This window comes from Winogradskyella sp., from assembly GCF_028289625.1.
GTDB lineage: Bacteria > Bacteroidota > Bacteroidia > Flavobacteriales > Flavobacteriaceae > Winogradskyella.
The window spans coordinates 27,769-52,121 of sequence record NZ_JANQOM010000036.1 but is presented as its reverse complement, the minus strand read 5'-3'; the positions used below and the strand labels follow the sequence as shown (position 1 = coordinate 52,121).

Here is a 24,353-nt window from a genome sequence, read left to right as displayed (position 1 = left end):
GCATCGGTGACAAGCTTTCTAGGTTTACCGTAAATACCTTTCCAATTCAAATTATGTCCAAGACAAGATGCAACCGAATGACAATCAGAAACATATTTACTTATTTCTTCGTCACTTAATTCCAGTATACTAGCTGTTATAATTTGTACCATAGCATTATCTTTCCAAAATCCTGGTAAGTTTTGAGTAGTACGAACTATTACTTTAACTTCATTTCCTTGAATTAGAAGCTGATTAACTAAATACCTTCCTGTCGCACCGCTTGCACCCACTACTAAGACTTTCATTTCTTGTTTATGTATTTCTTTTAATTATCTTAACGATGCGGTTAATTATAATTTCGGATAAGTTCCATTCATATCCATTAAAATCAGTTGTATTAATGAATTGAACAACAACCGTGTCTATATCCTTATGGTATTCTGCAAGGCTCTGATAACCAATAACTAAACCTCCATGGTCGTAGACGTAAGGATAGATTTGCTGTTCTCCTTCATCAAATACAGAACCATCATTTAAGGCGCGCAAAAATATTCCGACATCTTCTGCTGTTGCTAACATTCCGTACTCATTAGCTTTAAAATCTTCATCATATCCAACATAATATCCACTCATTACATCATCTAAATCAACTTCGTTAAGCGAAAAAAAAGTATTTTTCAGCTCAAGTGGTATCAATATTTTCTCTTTGATATACTCATGGTGGTTATATCCTAATACATTATCCATAATCCTGCGAAGCAACAAATAATTCGTGTTTGAATATTCATATCCTTTATCAGGTTTAAAACTAGCTGGTAAATCGAGGGCAAATTCAAGAGCATCTTTACCATTTTCCTGTTCGTTTTCCCAAAAAGCAGGATTATCTGTAAAATTGGGGATTCCAGACCGATGTTGAACCATCATCTTCAAGGTGATTCTTTCTGCATTTTCTATTCTCCCTTCAAGTTCTGGAAAGTAATCGGCAAGCGTTTCGTCTAAAGATAAACGCTTTTCTTTGACCATTTTGGTGATGGAAACAGCTGTATATAACTTACTAATGCTGGCAATTTTGAATAATGATTTTGAATCAGCTTGTATTTTATTTTCGCGATCTTTCCAACCACCTGTATAAAACGCTGGTGGTTTTCCTTCTTCGTCAACATAAACAATCATGCCATCAAATCCATAACCAATGGCTTCATCTACCTGTTCTTGAACATTATCCGGTAGCGGTAAAATCCAAGCTTTTACCAAAATCCAAGGCACGAAAAACATGGATATTGCTGTTCCAACGAACAACAAAATTCGTACAATCCACTTGGCTTTTTTGTTTTTTATCATTTTCTTTTTAGTCTACGATTGTTATGTCTATTTCTTCTATAATGACATGCCCTAGTTCTGTTAATTGATTATACTGGTTAATCATCGTATCGAATTGCCACGCTGCCAAACTAATAACATTTCTATAAGCTGGTTTGGCCGTATATTCAATAAATGCTTTGTCATATTCGGACTGAGGGGTGGCTTTTGTGGCTAATGAATCTAATGACATAAATGCAGAAGCCAAGATTAGTGACCTGTCGAATTGCGTATCGAGGTAATTCTCTTGGTGAACCGTATATTGATTATAACTCCTTTCATTTTCAGCAATGATATCGACTAAACCGTGATATTTAGCCAAAAGTGAATCGAGTTTGGTGTTGTTTATCTTACCATAATATTCAGAATTTTTCAAAGACTCATAACCATCTGAATTTGGTTTGAAATAGAAATCGACAAAAGCAGAACCACTTATCTTGAACAAAAAAAGATTGTCATTTTCGGTCTTATTTAAGATGCTATGACGTGCTTTTTTACAGAGGTCTGCAATTTGTTTTCTTCCTTTTGATAATTCTTCTAATTGTTCTATATCTTCTACCGTATGCGATTTAATTTTAATCAAATATTCATTCAAAGCATTTTTATCTTTTATGGACTGATTCCAATTATTTATTTGTAATGCAATCAAAATTCCGATGACTACCAGTATGATTTCTCCAAATGCATATTTGAGGTATTGAATTTTTTTATTATCCAAAATTAGTTGATGCCTTATTCTTCTAAAGAACTTCATAGTGTGGTTCTAAATTACTTATTGCGTGTTAGTCTATGGTTTGCTGCGTTATCACTAATATAGCAAATAGGAGTGAACCCCATGTTTAGAAGCAGAAGAAATTCTGATTAGGACACGAGCGTAGTAAACTGGCGTTAGCAATTTCCGTAAGGATTTTCAGAAGTCAGTCCACAGTGACTAGTATTGACCTTGTCAAAAGAAATCGAAGGGTAGGTGAGAACGGCGCCATTACTTATAGCTATTGTCGACAGTAGTCTTTAATTTAATCGCTTGTTAAATATTTTTTGTTCTTTGTTTATTTTAAACCCGATTCTTTCATAAAATTTATGACTTTTCGTTCTTGCCACATTACATCTGACTCTAACTTTTTCGCAATTTTTCAATTCAGTCCATCCAATTACCTTATCCACTAATTTTTTCCCAATTCCGTTTTTTCGAAAATTATCATTGACAACTAAACCTCCTATCTCTACACAAAAGTCCGATTCTACTCGCATTGAATAAAACCCATGAATCCAACCAACTACTTTTCCGCTTTCGGTTGCAACGTAAATACAATTTTCTCGATGCTCTAAAATCCTTTTCAATCGATTTTGAATATCTGTATGTAGTGTCTTATAGCCTAATTGATTGGAAAGCTCTGTTATTGATTCTGAATCGCTTATTTCTGCATTCCTGATTTTAATTTCCACTTCGTCTTTTTTCAAATTACCGCCAACGGTTTTGTATAAAATTCAGTTACAACTAAGTTAGCAATTATTTTCGGTTTTAAAGGTGGATTCAGACCAGGTCCTTAGGCTTGATCGAAGGGTAGTTGAATCCGCTACATGGGCGAAGCTAACAGGCAGTAGCAACTATAGCCATTGCTAGCGGTAGTTATCTATATATTTTACCACTAATGAATCCGTTTTTTTAATCAAACCATTATCAAAAAGTGTATTTCGATTCATAAAAATTGCGATGGTAAGCGGTTTATTCAAATATCTTTTGGTCCAAGTATTAGTTCCAAACCAACCTCCAGTATGCGAAGCAGCAGTATCGGTTACACCCCAGCCCATTGCATAGTACCTTGTATCAGATTGAGTTGTATTAATTTTAGAACTTGGTTTAAAGATAATTTCATGGGTTTCTTTAGAGAAGATGGAATTGTTCCTTAGGGCAAGGTCATATTCGAAATAATCATTTACACTGGTGTAAACACCACCGGCTCCTAAAAGCCCATTTAAAAAATGACCGTCCACTTTATTCCAATTATCTAAACTATCTTTTTCATAACAAAATGCTCTTTCTTCAATATTAATTGGCTTTGCTAAGTTGAAAAAATTTGTTTTTTCCATCCCTGCTTTTTTAAACACATTCTCCTTAGCAAATTCAGCAAAATCTTTCCCACTTATCTTTTCTACTAGGCTTGGGATGAATTCATATATACCATTGTTGTATTGATATTTCTCCCCAGGGTTTATGAGTGTTCTATTCTTACTTGAATACCAATTTAAAACATCTTTGTTCTCTGCAATTTTTGTTGAATCCCATTCTGTAAAAAATGCTTCCTCGGCATCAGCTTTTCCAGAAGTATGATTTATTAACTGCTCAATTGTGGTACCATCCTTAAATGTTTCGAATGGAAATATTGTATAAACCGAATCATTTAAAGATATTTTGCCCTCATCAACAAGTTTAAGAATAGTTAAAGCAGTAAATTGTTTGCTCACGGAACCCATTCTCAAATTTGTACTTTTTGTAATTGGTTTTTTTCCTTCTAAATCTCTTAAACCATAACCTTTTCCAATCATCATTTGCCCATCATAAGCTACAAGTATGGCTGCTCCCGGTTCATTTTCCCCAATATGAGAATTGAAAAGTGAATCAATACTTATTCGCAATTGTTCTAATTCAATAGCACTATTTTCATTTTTTTTGTCAGAAGGTGACTTACATGAAACAAAAATGATTAAGAGTAGTATTAATGCGTTTTTCATATAGTTTGGTTTTAATTATTGCTTACAGCTTCGGCTATGAGTAGTTGCATTGAAAATTCTAGCGGAATTTTCGGCCGTTGAAATCAAGCCGTTTAAAGTTAAACTAATTTTGGGGTTTGCCATAGCAAGGCAATAAAATATAACGGTTGTTGTGGTTAGTGTTTTTCGTTCGGTAATGTTTTTTTATTTTAATTCTATTTCCGCTATTTTTATATTTCCATAATAAAGAGTGGCATTTTCTGTACTTTTTAGCATTGGAAAATACAAGTTTACATTTCTCTTTCTTAAAGCTTTAGGCTCAAAATATGATTCGTGGCATTCCTTATCAGGATTTTTAAAGCTTATTTTGTATTTGTCATATGCCTCATAGCATATCGGCATGGTTAAATTATTAATTCCCTCAAATTCATAATCCAAAAACGTGTCTTTTATATCTGGTTTATATCTTTTTTCCAAAGATTTGTATTTGGGTTTATTCTTAATTAATTTGATAAAATGCCATTTATCTGTTAAATTAGTATAGGCTACATCAATTGGCCGTAACCTTATACTGTCTTGGTAATCTACAAGTGAAAATTTGTTAGCGTCAAAAGGTCTTTTCTTATTATCAAGCATCTCAACTCTAATTTTTATATTGTATTGAACGACTTCTTTTGATTTTGTTCTAACATTAGTTACCATCCCTATAGATTGACTCGCTTTTTTAGCTTTTACATACTCAATAGTCAAATTGTCCTCTTGAATTTTAACTTGAGAATAAAATATTTGCATGAATAGAAAAATCAGTATTGTAAGTCTTGTGTTCATAATAATTTATTTAATAGGGATTTCGTTCGTTTATCTTATTTATCAAAAGTTTAAGGTTGTAAATTCAGTTCTGTTCATTTCGCCACATTAACCTGTTCGTGTATGGTGAGTATCCCAAAGGTATGCACAATAGCCTTATTACCATACGTTTTATTCTTTTATTAATTCCTTAAGCATTTTTTGAGAGGTTTTACTCAATAAGTTTGGTGTCTTAGGTCCACTTTGATTAGTTATAATAGATATTCCCAAATTATATTTTGGATAAATGAATAACCAATTTTGAGTACCACTTGTTCCTCCGTGATGATTGTATGAAGTTCCATATTTGTCTTTCCAAACTCGCCAGAAATAAGCTATTTTTAATGGATAACGCACCTCATAAAGTGCTTTGTGAGATTCTGAAACTATTGTATTTTTCTCATCGAGTTGTAATTCAATATAGCGCATTACATCTGTAATTGTCATTTTAATTCCACCAGCAGTTCCCCAAAGCGGGTTTACATTATTAGGCGCAGGTGTTGTACTATTCATCCAATATCCTTGAACTAGATTTTTAGTTTGCATTGAATCCAACTTAATCCCCATGGTTGACAAATTGTATTTATCAGCTATATTTTCTTGTAATAACTCATCAATACTTTTTTGATAAACTGTTTCTAAAATATATCCGATTAATTCTGCACCAGCATTGGAATACAAATAATTGACACCAGGTTCTGTTGTTATGGATACACCCTTTAAATCATTCAAGAATTTTTCTTTATCGTATGATTTTTCTAGTTTAAAATATTCGTCTGGTACTTCTTTAGTTAGTTTTTCATATAATCCGTTCATTTCTGAAGGAAGAAATGTTGGTAATCCGCTTGTGTGAGTAATTAAGTTCCTTACTGTTATTGCTTTGCTGTTATATTCTAAGTTTGAATAGTCTCCTTCTAAATAAATTCTAATGTCATCTTCTAGTTTAATTTTTTGTTCTAAAACTGCTTTCGCAACAAGATAACCAGTAATGGTTTTTGATACAGAACCAACTTCATAAACAGTCTTATTATTAGGTGGGTTGCCCTTTCCTTTTATTATTTCCCCAAAGTGTCCTGTGTAAACTTGACCGTCTTTATAGATTCCTATTGAAACAGAATTTATGTTCTTACTCTTTAAGAATTTCTGCCCGTTTTTTTGGATAATTCTTGAAATAATATCGTCTGAATTATTCTCCTGAGAAAATGATGTTCCAAATGAAACAATTAAAAAAAGAGAGATAAGGCGTAAAGAGTATTTCATATTATTTTTCGGATATTTAGTTCAATAATTAAACCATACTTTGCTTAATACTTAATTCGTTTGTCAAGTGTTTTACAACGGTTTTGGCTATGGTTTACTTCGTCATTTCGAGACCTTCAGTCTCTCGTGTCGTTACGGAATGGTACGCGAGTATCATTCCGCTGTAACCATAAATTTAGTAAAAAGGTTCGAAATTCCGACTGCGAACAACGAAGCCTTGGCGTAGGTTTGGAATTTCAGCCGCAATGAGCTATAGCCGTTGTTGCAAAAAGTACTTTTGTTTTAGTTACAGTTATTGTTGAAATATCCTTCAATATCATTATTTATAGCATTTACTGAAAAAAAGACATTGCCACCAATATTGTTACTCAAGATTAAGTCTTTAATTGCACAATAGTCATTTGTGTAAAGTGTACTTTGTCCCATATACAAGTCATTGCTTATATAGTTTAGATTCTCTAAGCCGTTCAAAGTTGTTAAGTTCATATTATCGCCAATATCAAGATTTTCTAAAGTAGTTATATTTTGAAATATTGACAGATTAGGCAAGTTTGTACTATAAATTCTAAGGTTTGCGCCGATAGATTGTAGATTACTAAAACCTGAAATAGAACTAAATGAAGTTCCATTATTACCATACAAGTCAAAACTACCACCAATCGAATTTAAATCATTAAAGCTATCCATATTTTCAATTCGACCACTTATATTTAAATCAGTCTCAATTGAATTAATATTGTTAAGAATATCAAGGTTAATTAAATTAACATTATAAAGTATATTTACTTTTGACACATTTCCTATAATATTATTTAAGCCAGTTAAGCTTTGAAATAATCCATTTTCAACAATAGAAACTTCACCTCCTACATTTGTTAGATTATCTAATTCTTCGATTGAATTTAAACCATAATTATTAGCAATAATTAAGCTTCCATTAATAGACTGCAATTCCGTCAAAGTATTTAAATTCACAATTGGGTCATCTGAACTATTAGTCTGAATCAATAAGTTATTTATACTTTCATAATCATCTAAATCGAAATTGTTTACCTCCGTTTGATTTCGGAATATAACATCTCCGTTGATAATTGGGTTGTCTTCCTGACTATTATTGCCAGATTCATTACTGCATGAAAAACTAAATATTAAAACTGTTAAGATGTAAATTGTTTTTTTCATATGGATTGTGTTTGTATTGTTTGCAACGGTCTCGTATAACCGCTAGTTACGGGTTTATTTCTTTAATATTTGGCTGGCACAGGTCGTAGCAATTCCGAGTGGATTCTAGCTTGCCCTGAGCTTGTCGAAGGGTAGTCGAATCCGCCGACACGAGCGGAGCGAACTGGCGGCAGCAAATTGCGGTTATACATTGTTGTAATGCGTTTTTATTTTTCATTAAATTCTTTTATCTCTCCAGTAAACATATTCATTCCGAAATGATAGTCAATTTCAGGAAAACAACTTGGTACAGCAATACTACCAGGACTTACAATAGTTTTTGGAATCCAAAATAGAGAGTTTGTTTTCTCATCGTATTCTATGGCAACGATTAGTTTGTCATTTGATACTTTTCTTTTTACGAGAATTGAGTTAACTGAATCTATTGGGATTATTTTTTTATTAACTGCATAATTTTCAAAATTCGGATACTGAAAATCTTTTATGATTTTTCCATTTTTATCCATTACTAAATTCACAGCCAACTTTTTAATTCCGATTTCAGGAATTTCGATATTAAATGCTGTAGTATAAACAGGATATGTGTATGTACTATCACAAACTTCTGGCTTTTCCCAATAATCAAATAGCAAACTGTCAATTTTAGAATTTTTGTTTGATGACTTTATTGGTTTGTCCGAATCTATATATCCAAAATCGAATTTTAGTTTTTTGAAATAGGGTTCTCCAATTCTTTTTCGGTAATAATTTTCAATAGAGTCTTTTATATTTTGTGGAAACACATTAAAATCATTCGTCTCAATAAAATAGCAACTTTCTATATGTTCATATGTTCCAGTTTTAACAACAGCAAGTTTTGGATATTCTTCAATTGAATAATTCTTACAGGAAATGAGAATAAGAAGAAATATTATTATTTTAATCAGATTTCTCATTTTTTGGTCAAATGTTTTACAACGATTTTGGCTATGGTTTACTTCGTCATTTCGAGACCTTCAGTCTCTCGTGTCGTTACGGAATGGTACGCTAGTATCATTCCGCTGTAACCATAAATTTAGTAAAAAGGCTCGAAATTCCGACTGCGAACAACGAAGCCTTGGCGTAGGTTTGGAATTTCAGCCGCAATGAACTATAGCTTGTGCTGTAAGCTGACTTTATTTCCGGTATCATTTAATTTAATCTTTTATTATAGTCAACCAAACTCTTTGTTACTAAACTGTCAATAATATTTTCAGGAATTTCGTGCTCTATTTTTTCACTACGTTTACTGGAAAACCAATACCTATATTTTTGATTACCCATATACAACAGAGAGTCTCTATAAAATAATGCTGAAACCAGTTCATATTCCACTTTAGAAATATTATCACCTATGTCTTGATATGTAGATGTTCCCCAAACACCACTAATATCAAGATTTTTCTCTATTGTGTATTCTATATTAAATGAAAGTAATAAATGATATTTTTTGCTCGTATAACTTTTTGGCAAGAGTTTTTTATCCAATAAGTTTTTTCGCTTTAGGCTCTTACAGCTTGTGTTCCATTCATCATTTAGACCTTGATAATATTGTATGTTTTTCCATCTACTATTTAGAGATTTCTCGAGTGATTTTTTTATAGTAGTTAAATCAAAAATAATATCTCCATCTGTATTGGTAACACTAAGAGTATCCTTATTTCTTTTTTTACAAATTCTGATTTCGTTTAATTGAATTGAGTCAATTTTTTGATATTGCTTTTTGTGATAAGTCAAATTTCGTCCTTTTTCCGAATATGAATTGTTGTACAACTCATAGTGTTGAAAAAGAAAACTTTTACAACCAAATAATAGCAGAACTACGAATAGGCATAATAATATTTTTATCTGATTAGACTTCATTAGTAGATTTTTAGGTAGGGTTTTGTTCAGCTTGCGTACAACGTTCTCGGCTATGAGTAGTTGCGTGGGTTAGCGATTAACTTTGCAAGTACGCACCGAGTTGGAAATTCCGCAGGAATTTCCAAAGTAGGCGAGTAGAAGCAATTACTTATAGCCATTGTTAGCCTTTCGTTTTTTTATTCAGTTTTAGATTCCGCTTTTAATTCAGTCAGTTTTTTATATCTCATAAAGCCTAATATTCCTAAAATCGCTAAAAGTATCGCTGTAGTATTTAAATCCAGCTGAAAGTCAGTCGAATTCACACTACCATCGGATTCAGAGCGCAGAATAAGTCCATATCGGAAATTTTCGAAAATCAATTCAGTTCCAAACATTTGAATTCCGTAGAAGATTATTGTTCCAATGTATCCATAAACATTGTTTTTGAACAGTAGAATTAAAAGTCCAATTGAAATAATCGTTCCGCCAATTATGTAGATATTATTATTCAGTCCCATATCGTACACAAAAAAGCAGAAAATCATAAAGAGAATATTTATGATGCTAATAATTGTAATTGCAATTCCGTAAATGTTTTTTTTCATTGAGTTCAGTTTGGTTAAATGAAGGCTAACGGTTAGGCTATGAGTAGTTGCGTGGCTTAGCACTTAACTTTGCAAGTACGCACCAAACTGAAAATCCGTGAGGATTTTCAGAAGTAGGCGAGAACAAGCAATTACTTATAGCCATTGTTGTACAACGTTTTTATTTATTTTTTAATATCTGTTCAACATATTTTCTGTGATTGTCAAATCCGTTATTTTCGGGATTTTCCAAGTCAATCATTCCATCAATTCCAGAGTCGTAAATCTGCCAATTATACTTTTTCGATAATTCAATCAAGGCATAAACTGCATTTTCTCAGTATAGTGAAAGCATAAAATTGCTTGAATGCTCGTTGTCGGCAAAAAAGTCAATTGTAAAATCAGTTCCGATTATTTCTCTGTGATTTCCGTCCTTTTTTAATTGGTCAAATGATTTTTCTAATATTCCGCTAAAATCAGTTGGTTCGAGTTGGTTTTCGTCCAGTTCAGCAACCGATTCTATTTTCTGTTTTGAATTAAAAAGTACAACATCCCAACTCATTCCTGTGCTTTTTTTAATAATTGTTCCAAACCAGCATTTTCCTTTTCCAACGCTTCAATCTCATCTCCGAGAATTCGATTATCATCTCTTAATTTACTATTCGTAATTCCTTGATAAATATTCCAAATCAGAGACAATCCAGCGATTCCAACACCAACCCATTTTACATAATCCATTTTTGGGTTTAAAGACTTTTTGTAAGCAAACCAATCTTTATGGTTATTCGCAATTTCAAGTCCAATTTCTGAAAATTTAATTGCGTGGTCAGTATGTTTTTCAAATCCAATTTTTAGTGGATAGTAACTTTCTCCAAAGCTCTTTTCACAAAATTCGCTTTGTCCGTAAGTCAAAATTGGTAGAATTGCTAATAATAAAAATGTTGTTCTTTTCATTCGTTGATTTGGTTTTAATGTTGCCTAACGGTTTTGTGTATGGCTCGTTGCGTATAAATTAGCGATTATTTTCGGTTTAAGCACAAGCCAGATTTTTAAATTTTACTATTTATCTTTTTTGTTGGAAATCGTCAAATTTAAAAATTTGGCGACTTTCCAAATACGCTATAACTTCGGCTAAGCGACTGAATAGCAATGAGCTATACGCGTTGTTAGGCACAGTTATTTTTCCATTTTTATTTTTCGAACAAATAAGTTTATGTAATTCACAAACATATCTTCTTGGTCATCTTGTTCTTCACTAATTCCTGAAATCAAATAATCATTCTCGCTTTTTTTGATAGAATGTAAAACGTAATAATGATTAGTGTATTTGTTGTTAAACTTAAAATATCTTTTATCTAAATTGTCCACGCTCCAATTAATTCCGTTGTTCAAACCCAAATTTAAAATCAAAGGTTTTCCATATGAATTTCCGACTATCAACAAATTGTGAGAACTTAAAAATTCAAAATCATTAATGTCGTATGAAGTAATATACTTTTTATCGAATTCTTCTTTTGTTGGTGGTGTGGTAGCCCAATATAGTATGGCTTTTTCGTAATCATAATTTCTCGGTAGTTCAAATTCTGAAACATTTGATAAGGATAAGTTTTCTTCAATTTTCCCAAAACCTATTTTGTCTTTAAGACTATTTAGATGACCTAAAGCAAATAAGGAATTATCGAATGGTTTTAATCTCTTTATTTTGAAGTAAAACCAGCTATCAGCTCGTTTCTTACCATTAAGATTTGAAGAATAAATAAACGAATTTGATTTAGTATAATGGTGAGCAAGAATATAGATTTTTTCATTAAAGACAACTATTTGTTTAGGTGGCAAAAATGAAAACTCATAATCTACTTTTTGTTTGAATTTAGTTTTCCAAAGAACACCTCCATTTTTATCTATACCAAGCTGACAAATAAATTTTGAATGAAAAAAATGACCAGCGACATATAAGTTTTCGTTGTCCGATGTAATGGCATCAAAGGTCAAATATTTTTTGCTGAATATATCTGAATAGTCTTTATTCCAAATTATTTGTCCGTTAGTGTCAAATTTGGTTATTTCAGTTCCGCAACTCAAAATAATATCATTGTTTGAGTCTATTATTACTCTTTGTTGAGCGCAAGTCTCAATTTCTTTTTTCCAGATTATTGTTCCGCTATTTTTAAATCTTGCTAAACTTCCATTTTGGGATAAAACAACAAAATCTCCATTCGAGAATTTGGCTGTTTCTATTGGTGGGAATTTGGAAGCATAGTTTGAGGAATTATGAGTGTAGCTGTCAATATCCAAATTCCAAGATTCTGAAATTTGACCTTGAACACAAAAAGTCAATAGTAGAATCAATATGTTCAGGGTGATTTTCATAATTGTGCCTAACGTCTCCGGCTATGAGTAGTTGCGTGGTTTAGCACTTAACTTTGCAAGTACACACCAAGCTGAAAATTCCCGCGGGAATTTTCAGAATAAGCCTGTAATAGCAATTGTTTATAGCCATTGTTGTGAGTAGTTTTTTAATAGTCAACAAAATCATTGTCGTTGACATAAAATTCAAATTCAGTTAATTCGGTGCTGTTAGTTGCTGGCATATCAAAAATCACATGTTGTGCTTGTCCTTCGGATGTCGTTCTTGTTAATTCAACTTGCCAACTCGAATTTTTGTCAACATAATACAAGCGAACGTTCTCAACTCCTGTTTCAGTCAAATTATTTGTCGCTCGGTAATATGGTTCTCGAATTCTGATTGGTAAAAATTGAACGTCAGAATCAAGTGTAATTTTAAGACTTACAGGAAATACAAAAAGTACCTCGTAATTTATTTCTGTGTCTTCTCCTAAATTTTCTAATTCAGTATGATATTCTTGATTTAATAATCCAAAGAAATTTCCATCATTGGTGGCGTAAGTATCAAAGTCAAAATCGACCTCTAATTGATATCTGTCGCCTTGTCCGCTTGTAGTAAAAACAAAATCAAAAAAACCAGATGAATCTGTAGTTGTCGAATCAACATATTGAATGAAGTCAATATTCGGTGCTGAACCAAATCCAGGTACTAGATTGTATTCGCCTATTCTCAACTTATGGTTTGTTAAGGATAAGCCATTTTGGCTATCATACATTCGCCCGAAAACTCTTGTTTCTATTCCGCTTGGTTCAAATGTATCTTCACAAGAAGTTGGCAATAACATCAAAAATAGTATTAATGAGTACTCAAATTTTATTTTCATAGTATGCTTTTTCTCAATAGATGTCAATTGTTCTGAACAGTTGCGTTAAATTACCCACAACGGTAAAGTGTATGATTTCGTTGCGTGTTTCAGCACTAAAGTTAGCAAATAATCACATATAGAAAATTCCGCTGGAATTTTCGTAAGTAGGTTTTAACTAGCAATGAATTATACACATTGTTCTACGCAGTTTTTATTCGGTCAATTTCATTTGCTTTAATTACAATCGTATTTATTTTTAATCGTTCGTATGTTTTTTCCGCTTTGTATTTACATCTGTCGTCATTCGTTACAAAATAGTCGCAATGTGCTCCGTAAAACGTATGTAAAGAATCATCGAACATATTATTAAAATTCCCATCAGATTTATATCCTTTTAGGTCGTATTTATAAAACGTTTCTATCAGTTTTGAATAATTGTCGTTTTCGCTTGTTTTAGATTTTGGTCCATATAAATCCGAAATCTCAAAAATGTCTAAATGTTTGGGTAAATCCTTGAAGTTTTGTTTTACAGCTTTGAGCATTTCCTTGTTATTCTTTAGCTTATTCATACTTCGCATTAAATTTGCTTTAAATGACTTGTAAAGGCTATAGTCCGATTTCAGGCGACTTTGAAAGTTGAAAATATCTTCCATTAATGCATACATATTGTTTTCGGTTTTCGATTTTGGATACATTATTCCAAACATTGGGTCTTGTCGATAACCTAATTTCCATTCTTTTGGTAGTGGAATCATTTTGTAAAGCAATAATGGATTTGGAATTCCTAAATCCGAATCGAAAAGTTCGCCAAATGAATTGGGTTCAAATTCCCATTCAGAGTTCTTCTCATTAAAAAACTCTCTAATTTCTCGGAAATGCCAAACTGCATTTTTATTTCCCCAATATTGACAAATACAAAGATTTTTTGTCAGCCGTTCAATATTGTCTAAATGTCCATCTATATAGTTAGGGTTTTTCTGAAATCCACGAAATAAGTCATTCAGATGTGCATTTGAATAAGGAACAACTATTTGACCTGATAAAACTAAATTCTCCCATTTCGTATATAAATCCCGTTCATTTTCTTTGAGAGTTTCTTTCTTCTCAATTCGGTCGAAAATGTTCAAGTCAAAATATATGTTCATTGGTTAGGTCAAATTGCGTAGAACGGTCTCGGCTATGATTTCGTTGCGTTGAAAATTCCAGCGGAATTTTCGACCGTAGAAATCCAGCCGTTTAAAGTTAAACTAATTTTTGGGATAGGCGAGTAGTAGCAATGAATTATAGCCATTGTTGTGGTGCGTATTTATTTTTTCCGATATGCAGTCATTTCCATTGGTGCAGTCGGAATAGCATACATTGTTATTAATTCAGGCGTAACCTCTTTAATCGGAATTGAACTTCTCCTTTTTCCATCAAAATATGACACAATAAAGAAAGTTGAGTCTATTTGTTGAATCATTTTTTTCTCGCCCTCTTTTCGTTTCATTCGTTTGAGTGTTTCTTTGTCCCAAAGTTCTTTATTAAATTCAAATTCCGTCTCTCGTCCGTTTTCGGTCAGAACGAATGTCATTTTTTCAATATCTTCTTTTTTCAGCTTTGTGATTGTCGGTTCAAGCCGATAGAAGTCACACTCAAAAATGGCGTCTTTGTCATTAGATTTTCCATTTACAAACCATTTCAGATTATTTTTATTAATGACTTTGTATGTCGAAGTTTTCTCTTTTTTTAAGTTCAACAAATCACCATTGTCCATTATTAAAGTGGATGCTTTTTCTTTAAGTGAAAAATCCGTGTAAATATGAACACTATCGTTTTCAATTTCGAGCAGTTGAAATCCAGGATAACCTTTTTTTCCATTTCCAGGGTCAATGTCTTTCAATAACCATTTTCCATTTAAATTTTGTCCAGAAACTGAATTAAAAGTCATTGTCATTAATATTAGAAATACTGTTTGCTTCATATGCACTACAACGGTCTCGGCTATAAGTAGTTGCGTGGGTTAGCACTAAACTTTGCAAGTACGCACCAAGTTGAAAATTCCTTCGAAATTTCCAAAGTAGGCGAGAACAAGCAATTACTTATAGCCATTGTTGTGTGCAGTTTTTTTTAATAATTTTCCATATCAATTGCCTCTAAATCAACATCAGGAAAATTGAAGTTTTTAATTAATTCGCTCTTAGTAAAGATTTTACTTTTTGGGTCTAGAACTTTGCAAAGTAGTTCGTCTATCTCCTTTAATTCTTTTAAATCGATATCATTTAAAAGTTTTTGAGTTTTATTTATTGAATATCTAAAAATCAACGAACCTGCTTCTAAAACTCCACTGTTGAATTTAAGAATATTTCTCATTTCTTCTGAAAACCTCATAAAATTTTGAATTAACATTTCAAACCACCTGACGCTTTTTGCTCTTTCTATTTCAGATTGATATCTTTCTTTTTCATATTTATCATTAAGGGCATATTTTTCAATATCTTTTATAATAGGCTCAAAATCAGACAATGTTCTTCTTTCAAGAAATTTCCTGTTCTGAAAATCCTGTAGTAAGTCTGTTCCTATGTCAAATGCTTGAATTAAAGATTCCAATTCTTTTAGACGATATAGTCTTGGTTCGTTATATTTTAAGCTTTTATGATTCCAATTTCTATAATCTGGAACCATAGCTTTGAATTCATAGTATTTGTCGAGGAAATTTTTAACAGTATATTCTGTTTGTTTGATGATGTTGTCTCCTATATAAACACCAAACAATTTGTCATATTCGTGCCACCAAGAAACTACTAACTTTCGTTCAGGGTAGAAATAATAATGAGTTCCATTGCTTTTTTCAATAGCTTGAGGTTTGCCAAATTTTCGCACTATTCTTCTTGGACTGGTCAATTTTAAGTCCGTTAGAAATTCACCACGAAGAAGAAATTCAACAATTACAGACTTTCTCTCACTGTCAGCTCTATAACTTGCTTCAGAGTTAGATGAAATCCACAAAGAGCCATATTGAAATCCGTTTTCTTTGTCTGTTGGTATTTCTTCGACTGAATCGCCTAGTTTTAATCCAAAAAGGCAAAGATTTTCAGGGCTTAAATCTTTATCCAGTACTATCTTTTTATCGTTCGATATTTCCATTTAGTTAAGAGGGTCGAAATTGCACACAACGGTCAAGGCTATGAGTAGTTGCGTGAGTTAGCACTTAACTTGGCAAGTACACACCAAGCAGAAAATCCGCGAGGATTTTCATAAGTAGGCGAGAACAAGCAATTACTTATAGCCATTGTTAGCGGTAGTATTTTTATAATTTAATTAATTTGTCTCTTGATTCATCATAAATCAGAGTTTGTTGTTTTGGTTGCCAACCTTCTTCATCTGAATGATAGGTAAAGTAAATAGAATACTTGTATCCTCCAAGATGTTCTAATCTATATGGGCGATAATTTAATTCAGCATTTTCAATAGTCCATTTTTTAGATATTACTTCTGGTCTTCTCCCATAAGTTTTTTTTAATGTAAGAAAGTCAGAGACTGAAGTGAAAATAAAAATACAATTCCCAACACGTTTAAAATCATATATTTTATCAAATTCTTTTACGGTAGTTTCCTTACCATAAACATCTCGTTCAAAAACTATGTATTTGTCATTATGCCAATAGTATGTATATCCAAATTTGAATTCCGCATCAGGTCTTTCTATTTTAGAGGACATTACTGTACTCACAATACTACTCCTATTGTCACGAATTTTATTTTTTATTTTTGAAACATCTATCGTTTTGATTCTCCATTGACAATAGTTTTTATTGTAATCAATATAATCTTGATTGGATTTAATTTCAGATAGGTTTTGTATTGCATATTCTGAAAGTTTTAATGTAGTTTCAGCGTCAAACTTATTTGCAACTTGTCTGATTACGATTGTATTGTTATCAAAAATCGGTTTTTGATTAGTTGCTCCGTTCCAAGTATATTTTATTGCTCCTTTATCGAATGAAATAAAATAATCTGGCTCACAATCTCCAGTATAATGATGATTGAAATCGAGAAAAATTTGTTTTTTATAACCTAATTCAGATGCTAATTTCTCCACTAATTGTCCATATATAAATGCCTTATTAATTTCTTCATATTGAAATCCTGTTTTAATTCTTACTTTGACATTCCCATAATCTTTAATCATCCAAAAATCTTGATGAGCAAAAGCGCTTTTTGCATAAAAAGTTATTATTAGAAGTAATATTAATTTTTTCATTATTTGGATATTGAATTTTTACGAAACTAAATTAAGTTCCTTTTAAAGAAAATGCATATTGAGTGAAATGGTCATTTGAATTAGTAAGGTTGTTTTTGTATTACCGCTAACGTGTTTGTGTATGTTTCAGTTGCGTGGTTTAAGCACTAAAATAGCAAATAATTACTGAATGGAAAATCCGCGAGGATTTTCCAAAGTAGGCAAGAAGCTAGCAATTGAATATACACGTTGTTGGCATTAGTTAATAAACTTATGTCTCATAATCAACAGCACTTATAATTCCTTCTTCTACTAACTTTAAAATAGGATAAATACCGATTTGTCCTAATTCTATATAAGGAATATCAATTTGTGTCATTAGGATAGGTTTTAATAAAGAGACATATGAAACATCTTCTTCGTTAATATTTCTCGCAGGTAAACTAGAGCATATAAGTCCACATAAAAAACCTCTTTCATTAAAAACTGGACCACCACTCATACCACCATCATATCTTGAATTTGTCATAAAGCAAGGGAAGTTTAATCTGGAACTATCTCTTTTCTCAGGATATACTTCAATTATTTCACCAACTGATGTTGAAGCTTCATATGTTAGATTATTAAGACTCTTCTCTTTTATATATTTAGAATTCCCATAACCAAAAGCAGAAACTCTTTCACCTACTTTAACGGTCTTAAAATCAAGTGTTATTTTTTTCCATTTATAATCCAAAGCTAATTGGGATGCTGGTGTAAGCCTAAGAAAATAAATGTCTGTACTTGCACAAGGCCACATTCTTGTAATAGACCAAATAGATTTGTCTTTTTCGCCACCTAATGTCTGGAATGCAGTTAATGAAAATGTGCCTTTTATTTCGCCTGTTTTATTTTTTAAGGTTTTTTTGTCTTTGTTGTCATACTTGTTAAAAAAATCTTCAATTATGTGTTTTGCAGTTATAGCTAGGTAAGGTGCAATTATTACAGCAGAACCTGAAGAATAATAAAATCCATTTTTCTCACTGACTAGAGCTAATGTCAATTCCGTAATAACATCTGATTGTTTGGTTTTTTTAAATGATGATTTTTTTGAGAATTTTTTTCGATAATAACTATTTTTTCTTCGAAATAATTCAATTGAAGAATATTTCTTTTTAGAACGATGAACACCAAAAGACTTTGAAAACCTTTTTCCTTTTTTAGTTTTCTTGTCACCTTTTCCCATTTTCGAATAATTAATGCCAACGGTCTCGTATAACTGTCAGTTACATGTTAAATTAGCGATTATTTTCGAGTTAAAAACAGGCGTTAGCAATTCCGAGTGGATTTGCCAACGGTCCAATCCGCCGACACGAGCGAAGTGAACTGGCGGCAGCAAATTGCGATTATACATTGTTATACGCAGTTTTTTTATTTCTATTTGGTTTAATTATGTAAATCAGATAAGCAATTACAAAAATCAAAAGCGGTATCTGAAAAGTCAAATAATTAAATTTTTCTATTGGTATTTCAGTCATTCGTCTCACGATTGGTAGAATCATAAGAACAAAACTTAATATTTTTCCGAGTGTCGGTTTCCCATACTTTGTGAAATTTATAATGATTCCGATTAGTCCGCTAATTGCAAAAATCTGGTCACTATTTCCAAAATCAAAACTTGTAAAAATCAGCCATAAAATAAATGGAAGTCCAATCATTTGTCCCATAAGAATTATGAGTGAGTATGAAGTCAGAGAAATAATTTTCAGTTTATTATCCATTTATTTTTTCAACTCAGTTGCGATTTGGTCAAATTGCGTACAACGGTCTCGGCTGTGATTTCGTTCTAGATTAAAGATAATTAATACGATTTAATTTTCAATAAATTTTGGATAATAAAAAAGAGGGCAGAAGCCCTCTCCAATTAATCATATTGTAAACTCTATTCTGTGGCTTCTTCCATTGTGTGGTAAACGTTCTGTACATCGTCATCTTCCTCCAACTTTTCGAGCAGTTTTTCGACGTCTTCCATTTGTTCTGAAGTTAATTTTTTGGTTACCTGTGGAATGCGTTCAAAACCAGAAGAAATAATCTCAATAGTGCTTTCCTCTAAATAAGATTGTATACTGCCAAAGCTTTCAAACGGTGCGTATATCATGACGCTGGTCTGTTCGTTACCATCGGCATCTTCGTCGGTATCTTCAAAGATTTCCTCTACACCAAAATCAATCAACTCCAATTCCAATTCTTCCAAATCCAGTCCATCTCCATTAATCTTAAAGTTACAAGTATGGTCAAACATAAAAACTACAGAGCCTTGTGTACCTAAGCTACCATCACATTTGTTAAAATAGCTGCGTACATTGGCAACCGTGCGAGTATTATTGTCCGTAGCGGTTTCTATGAGTACTGCAATGCCGTGCTGTGCGTAACCCTCAAAGAGGACTTCCTTATAATCCCCTTGGTTCTTGTCAGTGGCACGTTTAATAGCGCGCTCAATGTTATCCTTGGGCATGTTTACAGACTTGGCATTCTGTATAACGGCTCGTAAACGCGAATTACTATCGGGATCGGGACCACCTTCCTTTACGGCTATTACAATATCTTTACCAATACGTGTAAAGGCCTTGCTCATAGCGGACCAACGTTTCATTTTCCTTGCCTTTCTAAACTCAAAAGCTCTTCCCATCTATTATTTATTTTAACTGTTGTGGCGTAATGCTGACAAATTTAAATAATTCTACTAATCGTTTGGTATATGCTTATCTAAAAACTTTTGGTTGACGATATTAAGACTATTAATAATCGATTCGCGCCTTTTGTTGAGATCTACATTGGTCTTATTGTACTGTTTAACGGCTTTGTTAAAATCCTTCACCATAGCATTGTAACTATCTATTTGTTCTTTAGTGCGTTTGCGTTGAGGCGTTTTTTCTAATGTGGCTTGGGCTTTTTCTAGGTCTTCATTTAGGACTAAAAAATCGGTAAGGATATTAACTTTATTATCGGCCTCATCAATAAAAAACTCAAAGGCTTTTTTTGTGGCCATCATAACGGATTTATCGTTTTTGTAATTTTCAACGGCATTTAGTATCTCCAGACCTTCCTTTGCACTTTCGCTAAGGGCATTGGCATTTTGTTGTATCGCATTAATATCTTTGTTATTAAGCGCGTCCATAAGATAGACTTCATTGATATAAACCTTAAAATAAATCAGATACATCTTTTTGTAATACCCGAAGACCTCATTGGATATGGCCATTTTCTTTCCAAGATCACTTTCACTCTCTATAATATTAATATTATGCTTAGCAGCAAAGGCATAATAATTGGCTTCGTATTCCTCTTGTATTTCCTCCATTTTTTTATCAGCCAACTCTTGCGCTAACATGTAGGCCTCCATAGCATCATAAGATTGCTCAGCTACGGCTTTCATGTCAATTATTTTGGCGTATTCATTATTAAGAAGATCTTTGTTGAATTGTAAGCGCTTCAGAAGCTGATCCTTAAACACGTTATCTTGATAACCCGAAGCTTTTCTAATTTTTGAAATGGCGCGGTCTAAGGTTTTTAGCAAGCTTTTTCTTTTGCTTTCTACATTTCTGTCACTCCTGCCATGAGCAATAGCCTTGGTATACCGCCACATTTTTTTCGTTATACCTTCTTGCTGCTCGGCCACAAAGTCCAAGTAGCTTATGGCTGAATCAAAATTTTGAGAGTACGTGCTTGTGGCTATTAGAAAAATCAAAAGGATGGTAATTTTTTTCATAAAGGATTTAAATTAAAGATTTATGATATCATTGATTATTAAATAGGCTTCTTGAATGTAAGGGTCTTGGCCCAAACCTTTCCGAAGCTTTTCATTTGCGATTTTATCATCTTCGTTATATTCTAAAATGGCTTTGGTCGAAGCATTATTAAGAACATTTAATTTAGGAAGACTCTGTTCTAGTGCTTTATTGTAGTCGTTGAATGCTGTTTTATAAGTAGCATTATCATTGAAGATATATTTTAGTGTCAACGGATAAGCACCTTCCTTATACACATAATCGTTTACAAAGATTGTGTTAAATGTCTTTATGGCACTAAAGGCGGAACTACCGTTAACACGGTCTTCGCTCTTGCTTTTTATGGTGCTTAGATCCATTTTTGGTTTGGCGCTATGCTTTAAAGTTACATTTACTGTACTGTTAGGTAAAGTATGCGATTTAAAAACTTCCTGCGATTTATAGTTATCATATATACTTGGTAATATTATATCTGGGATGACACCTGTTTCTTGATGGCTTTCACCAGTAACCCTGTAAAACTGCCCCATAGTTAACTTTATGAAATTGGTATTTTGATATTCGTTAACAGGTAGTATACTTTGGGATGTTGCTTTACCATGGGTTGTGGAACCTATGAGAACGGCTCTATTATAGTCTTGTAGTGCACCAGCAAAAAACTCGGATGCAGATGCGCTAAACTGATTGATTAAGATAACCATGGGCTTATTAAAAATGGTGCCTCGATTTGGGTCTCTTATGGTATAATTATCGTAATTTCTCATGCTCGATATGGCAACAGGCCCTTTGTCAACAAACATACCTGTTAATTCGGTAGCTTCTTTCATAGAGCCACCTCCATTAAACCTAAGGTCTACAACAAGACCTTCAATGCCTTCGCGTTGAAGCTTATAGAGTTGTTTTGCAACATCATTAGCTACTCCAAGACCATGTAATGATTCCAAATCGGTATAAAAACTATCAATGTTGATATATCCGATTTTAAGTGTGCCATCTATAACATATCCAGTAATAGAATTACTTTCTACTGAGACGGATGTTTTTTTAAGTCTAATGGATTTTATATCTCCATTTTGCTTTTTAACCTTAAATAACACGCTATTATTTTTAGAATCATTAATGTATTCTGTAATGGTTTGGTTAGAGATACAATAAGTCTCTAGGGTTTTATTATTGGCTTTTAATTCTAAGATGATATCATTGACTTCGAGCTCACTTTGCTTAGACGCAGTACTCCCTGGTGCAATATAGGATATGACGATGTCTCCATTTTTTTGCTTTTGGGTTGTTATGCCAAAAGTCTCTTGGGAATTGGCAATAGAGGTTTCGTATAAATTCTTTTCCGAAGCACTAAAATAGGCAGAATTTGGATCCTGATATTTTAGGAAAGCGTCTAAAAAAGCACTTTCAACCAAGCTTAAGACCGAACCCTTAGATTTTAAAAGCTCGTTCAGCAAGCAAATCTCATTATCTATGATTTTTAGCTTAACCGCACTTTCTAATACTTTAAAGTTGTTTTCTATTTGGACGAGGTCGCTGTCGTTTTCTACAAGTTTCCTTAGGATTTTATACCGCAGCTTTTTGTTCCAAAACCTAGCGATGGCTTTGTCATCCTTAAAATACAATCGGTCGTCATTAGACCTATAATAAAGACTGTCTTTTCCTGAATAGTCGAGGTTTGAATCCTTTAAAGACTCTAATATGGCTTTTGAATTGTTAATCCTCTTTTCTAAAATTTGAGCATATCGTGTTATAAAACCACAATCTTTATTCCTTATGTAATCGTCGAGTTGATATTGGTCTTTACTGAAGTCTAGAATGTCCTTGGAGGTAAAAAAACTCTGGCTTTCATCCATGCTTTTTAAAAATAACTTGTAGACACCAATCGACAAGCTGTCATTTAAGGGCTTGGGCTTATAATGAGAGGTTTCGACAATTTTTGCGATAGACACTAATTCTGAACAGAAGGTTGCTTCTTGACAAAAAGATGAAAACGCAGAACATATACATAAAAAAGAGGCAAGAGTCTTAATCATAGATTTGCCTATTCCTCAGCTTCAACTATAGCTTCAATAGCTTCCGCTAAATCAAAGTCCTTTTGTGTTACGCCACCAGCATCGTGAGTAGAAAGTGATATTCTTAACACGTTGTAAACATTGCTCCAATCTGGATGGTGATTTTGCGCTTCGCACTCAAAGGCAATACGGCTCATAGCGCTAAAGCAATCCTTAAAATTATCAAACTCTAATTCTACATGAATGGCATTGTCATAATACTCCCATTCTGGGAAATGCAGTAGTTTTTTTTCAATGGTAGATTCGTCTAATTTCATATAATTATTGAATAAAAATGTGTCACTTCGAGTGATTTCAATTTATTGAAATTGTATCGAGAAGTATTTAATATTTGAATTAGTTCTCGATAAATCACGCTAGGAGCGTGACACTCGAACCGACGATTTGTTTTGTTACTGAAAATTACAAAATATTAATTGACTTCAAAAGAAATTTAGCAACGAGAATATAGATATTATTAACTATTTCTGAAGTTCTTCCAAAACTTTATCGCTGGTAATTTGAAGATGCTTTGGTAATTTATTAAACTTAGGTAAAACAGCTAAATAACGGTCTTCGTTGGTTGTATACACATGCTTTAGCAAGACTTTCTTTTCAGTAATGATATCTAAAATATGTTTAACAAACTCATCATGATGAACAAGATCCGTACTGCCTAAGTGAAAAATGCCATATTTATTTCTATTAATAATGTAATGAACTTGCTGGGTTACCTTCTTATCGAGCGTAACATTCATTATTAAATTCGGAAAAATCTCTACGGAAGCATCGTCTGCTATCAACTGTTTTATTTCCTGAATTCTGGGGCAATTTGTACCAAAAACCATGGGCAACCGTAGTATGGCTACTTGAGTTTTGGGTAAGCGCAAGAGCATGTTTTCGATCTTAATCTTAAAGTGACCATAGATACTATGGCTTAAGGTCTTATCCAATTCGTAACTTGGGTATTTACTGTAAGCATCAAAGGCATTAGCAGAGGACAAGAAGATAATTTTAGATCCAGAATCAAGAGCATATTCAGCTACATGCTGGTGGGCAATAGTCTGCGCATGGAAATCCCCACGTAATGTAGAAATAATAATTGACGGTCTTGTAGCTTCAAGAATTTCGTAAACGTCATCTTCTTCGAGATTGTACTGAAAGAACTGTTTATTATTCTCAAATTCCTTCTTTGGAGTTCTATACGTACCAAAGGTTTTAAAATAAGGGCCTAATTCTTTGTAAATGGCATTTCCAATAAAACCACTGGCACCAAGGATAAGTACTTTATGTTTGCTTAAATTCTTCTTCAT

27 protein-coding genes are annotated in these 24,353 nt (G+C 32.7%); all 27 read right to left on the bottom strand.

What is annotated here, in order from left to right:
* A partial coding sequence (locus Q0992_RS07550; protein WP_299521884.1) for an NAD(P)H-binding protein occupies positions 1-287 on the bottom strand: 287 nt, incomplete at its 3' end.
* Positions 288-294: 7 nt separating this feature from the next.
* On the bottom strand, positions 295-1,323 hold the full coding sequence (locus Q0992_RS07545; protein ID WP_299521881.1) for a serine hydrolase: 1,029 nt from the start codon (positions 1,321-1,323) through the stop codon (positions 295-297).
* Positions 1,324-1,330: 7 nt separating this feature from the next.
* On the bottom strand, positions 1,331-2,095 hold the full coding sequence (locus Q0992_RS07540) for a DUF6090 family protein (protein ID WP_299521877.1): 765 nt from the start codon (positions 2,093-2,095) through the stop codon (positions 1,331-1,333).
* Positions 2,096-2,352: 257 nt separating this feature from the next.
* The gene (locus Q0992_RS07535) at positions 2,353-2,802 is read right to left on the bottom strand and encodes a GNAT family N-acetyltransferase (RefSeq protein ID WP_299521875.1); all 450 of its coding nucleotides are present in this window, start codon (positions 2,800-2,802) and stop codon (positions 2,353-2,355) included.
* Positions 2,803-2,961: 159 nt separating this feature from the next.
* Positions 2,962-4,074 carry a serine hydrolase gene (locus Q0992_RS07530; RefSeq protein ID WP_299521872.1) on the bottom strand — a complete coding sequence of 371 codons (1,113 nt, stop codon included), beginning with the start codon at positions 4,072-4,074 and terminating at the stop codon, positions 2,962-2,964.
* A 183-nt stretch (positions 4,075-4,257) separates the two neighbouring features.
* Entirely contained in the window at positions 4,258-4,881 is a 624-nt protein-coding gene (locus Q0992_RS07525; protein ID WP_299521869.1) for a hypothetical protein, read from the bottom strand.
* A gap of 150 nt (positions 4,882-5,031) precedes the next feature.
* Positions 5,032-6,159 carry a serine hydrolase gene (locus Q0992_RS07520; protein ID WP_299521866.1) on the bottom strand — a complete coding sequence of 376 codons (1,128 nt, stop codon included), beginning with the start codon at positions 6,157-6,159 and terminating at the stop codon, positions 5,032-5,034.
* A 282-nt stretch (positions 6,160-6,441) separates the two neighbouring features.
* Positions 6,442-7,341: a hypothetical protein gene (locus Q0992_RS07515; protein ID WP_299521863.1), complete on the bottom strand. Its 900-nt coding sequence runs from the start codon at positions 7,339-7,341 to the stop codon at positions 6,442-6,444.
* A gap of 206 nt (positions 7,342-7,547) precedes the next feature.
* Positions 7,548-8,276, bottom strand: coding sequence for a hypothetical protein (locus tag Q0992_RS07510; RefSeq protein WP_299521860.1), 729 nt, complete (start codon positions 8,274-8,276; stop codon positions 7,548-7,550).
* A gap of 235 nt (positions 8,277-8,511) precedes the next feature.
* Positions 8,512-9,096: a hypothetical protein gene (locus Q0992_RS07505; protein WP_299521857.1), complete on the bottom strand. Its 585-nt coding sequence runs from the start codon at positions 9,094-9,096 to the stop codon at positions 8,512-8,514.
* A gap of 302 nt (positions 9,097-9,398) precedes the next feature.
* Positions 9,399-9,806, bottom strand: a complete 408-nt coding sequence (locus tag Q0992_RS07500; protein ID WP_299521854.1) for a hypothetical protein — start codon at positions 9,804-9,806, stop codon at positions 9,399-9,401.
* Positions 9,807-9,966: 160 nt separating this feature from the next.
* A complete protein-coding gene (locus Q0992_RS07495) occupies positions 9,967-10,104 on the bottom strand; it encodes a hypothetical protein (protein WP_299521851.1) in 138 nt (45 codons plus the stop codon).
* Between the two features lie 18 nt (positions 10,105-10,122).
* Positions 10,123-10,347, bottom strand: coding sequence for a hypothetical protein (locus tag Q0992_RS07490; RefSeq protein ID WP_299521848.1), 225 nt, complete (start codon positions 10,345-10,347; stop codon positions 10,123-10,125).
* A complete protein-coding gene (locus tag Q0992_RS07485) occupies positions 10,344-10,739 on the bottom strand; it encodes a hypothetical protein (protein ID WP_299521845.1) in 396 nt (131 codons plus the stop codon). The genes Q0992_RS07490 and Q0992_RS07485 overlap by 4 nt, the downstream gene beginning before the upstream one ends.
* A gap of 222 nt (positions 10,740-10,961) precedes the next feature.
* Positions 10,962-12,155, bottom strand: a complete 1,194-nt coding sequence (locus Q0992_RS07480) for a hypothetical protein (protein ID WP_299521842.1) — start codon at positions 12,153-12,155, stop codon at positions 10,962-10,964.
* A gap of 146 nt (positions 12,156-12,301) precedes the next feature.
* Positions 12,302-13,015: a hypothetical protein gene (locus tag Q0992_RS07475; RefSeq protein ID WP_299521839.1), complete on the bottom strand. Its 714-nt coding sequence runs from the start codon at positions 13,013-13,015 to the stop codon at positions 12,302-12,304.
* A gap of 182 nt (positions 13,016-13,197) precedes the next feature.
* Complete coding sequence (locus tag Q0992_RS07470; RefSeq protein ID WP_299521836.1) at positions 13,198-14,142, bottom strand: hypothetical protein; 945 nt, start codon at positions 14,140-14,142, stop codon at positions 13,198-13,200.
* 161 nt (positions 14,143-14,303) lie between these two features.
* Entirely contained in the window at positions 14,304-14,960 is a 657-nt protein-coding gene (locus Q0992_RS07465) for a hypothetical protein (protein ID WP_299521833.1), read from the bottom strand.
* Positions 14,961-15,106: 146 nt separating this feature from the next.
* Complete coding sequence (locus Q0992_RS07460) at positions 15,107-16,123, bottom strand: hypothetical protein (protein ID WP_299521830.1); 1,017 nt, start codon at positions 16,121-16,123, stop codon at positions 15,107-15,109.
* A 163-nt stretch (positions 16,124-16,286) separates the two neighbouring features.
* Entirely contained in the window at positions 16,287-17,240 is a 954-nt protein-coding gene (locus Q0992_RS07455) for a hypothetical protein (protein WP_299521827.1), read from the bottom strand.
* Between the two features lie 250 nt (positions 17,241-17,490).
* Positions 17,491-18,444, bottom strand: coding sequence for a 30S ribosomal protein THX (locus Q0992_RS07450; RefSeq protein ID WP_299521825.1), 954 nt, complete (start codon positions 18,442-18,444; stop codon positions 17,491-17,493).
* 160 nt (positions 18,445-18,604) lie between these two features.
* Positions 18,605-18,979, bottom strand: a complete 375-nt coding sequence (locus tag Q0992_RS07445; protein ID WP_299521822.1) for a hypothetical protein — start codon at positions 18,977-18,979, stop codon at positions 18,605-18,607.
* Positions 18,980-19,140: 161 nt separating this feature from the next.
* Entirely contained in the window at positions 19,141-19,887 is a 747-nt protein-coding gene (locus tag Q0992_RS07440; RefSeq protein ID WP_299521819.1) for a YebC/PmpR family DNA-binding transcriptional regulator, read from the bottom strand.
* A 54-nt stretch (positions 19,888-19,941) separates the two neighbouring features.
* Positions 19,942-20,967, bottom strand: coding sequence for a hypothetical protein (locus Q0992_RS07435; RefSeq protein WP_299521816.1), 1,026 nt, complete (start codon positions 20,965-20,967; stop codon positions 19,942-19,944).
* A 12-nt stretch (positions 20,968-20,979) separates the two neighbouring features.
* The gene (locus tag Q0992_RS07430; protein ID WP_299521813.1) at positions 20,980-23,022 is read right to left on the bottom strand and encodes a S41 family peptidase; all 2,043 of its coding nucleotides are present in this window, start codon (positions 23,020-23,022) and stop codon (positions 20,980-20,982) included.
* Positions 23,023-23,030: 8 nt separating this feature from the next.
* Positions 23,031-23,318, bottom strand: a complete 288-nt coding sequence (locus tag Q0992_RS07425; RefSeq protein WP_299521810.1) for a 4a-hydroxytetrahydrobiopterin dehydratase — start codon at positions 23,316-23,318, stop codon at positions 23,031-23,033.
* 204 nt (positions 23,319-23,522) lie between these two features.
* Positions 23,523-24,353, bottom strand: a complete 831-nt coding sequence (locus Q0992_RS07420; RefSeq protein WP_299521807.1) for a sugar nucleotide-binding protein — start codon at positions 24,351-24,353, stop codon at positions 23,523-23,525.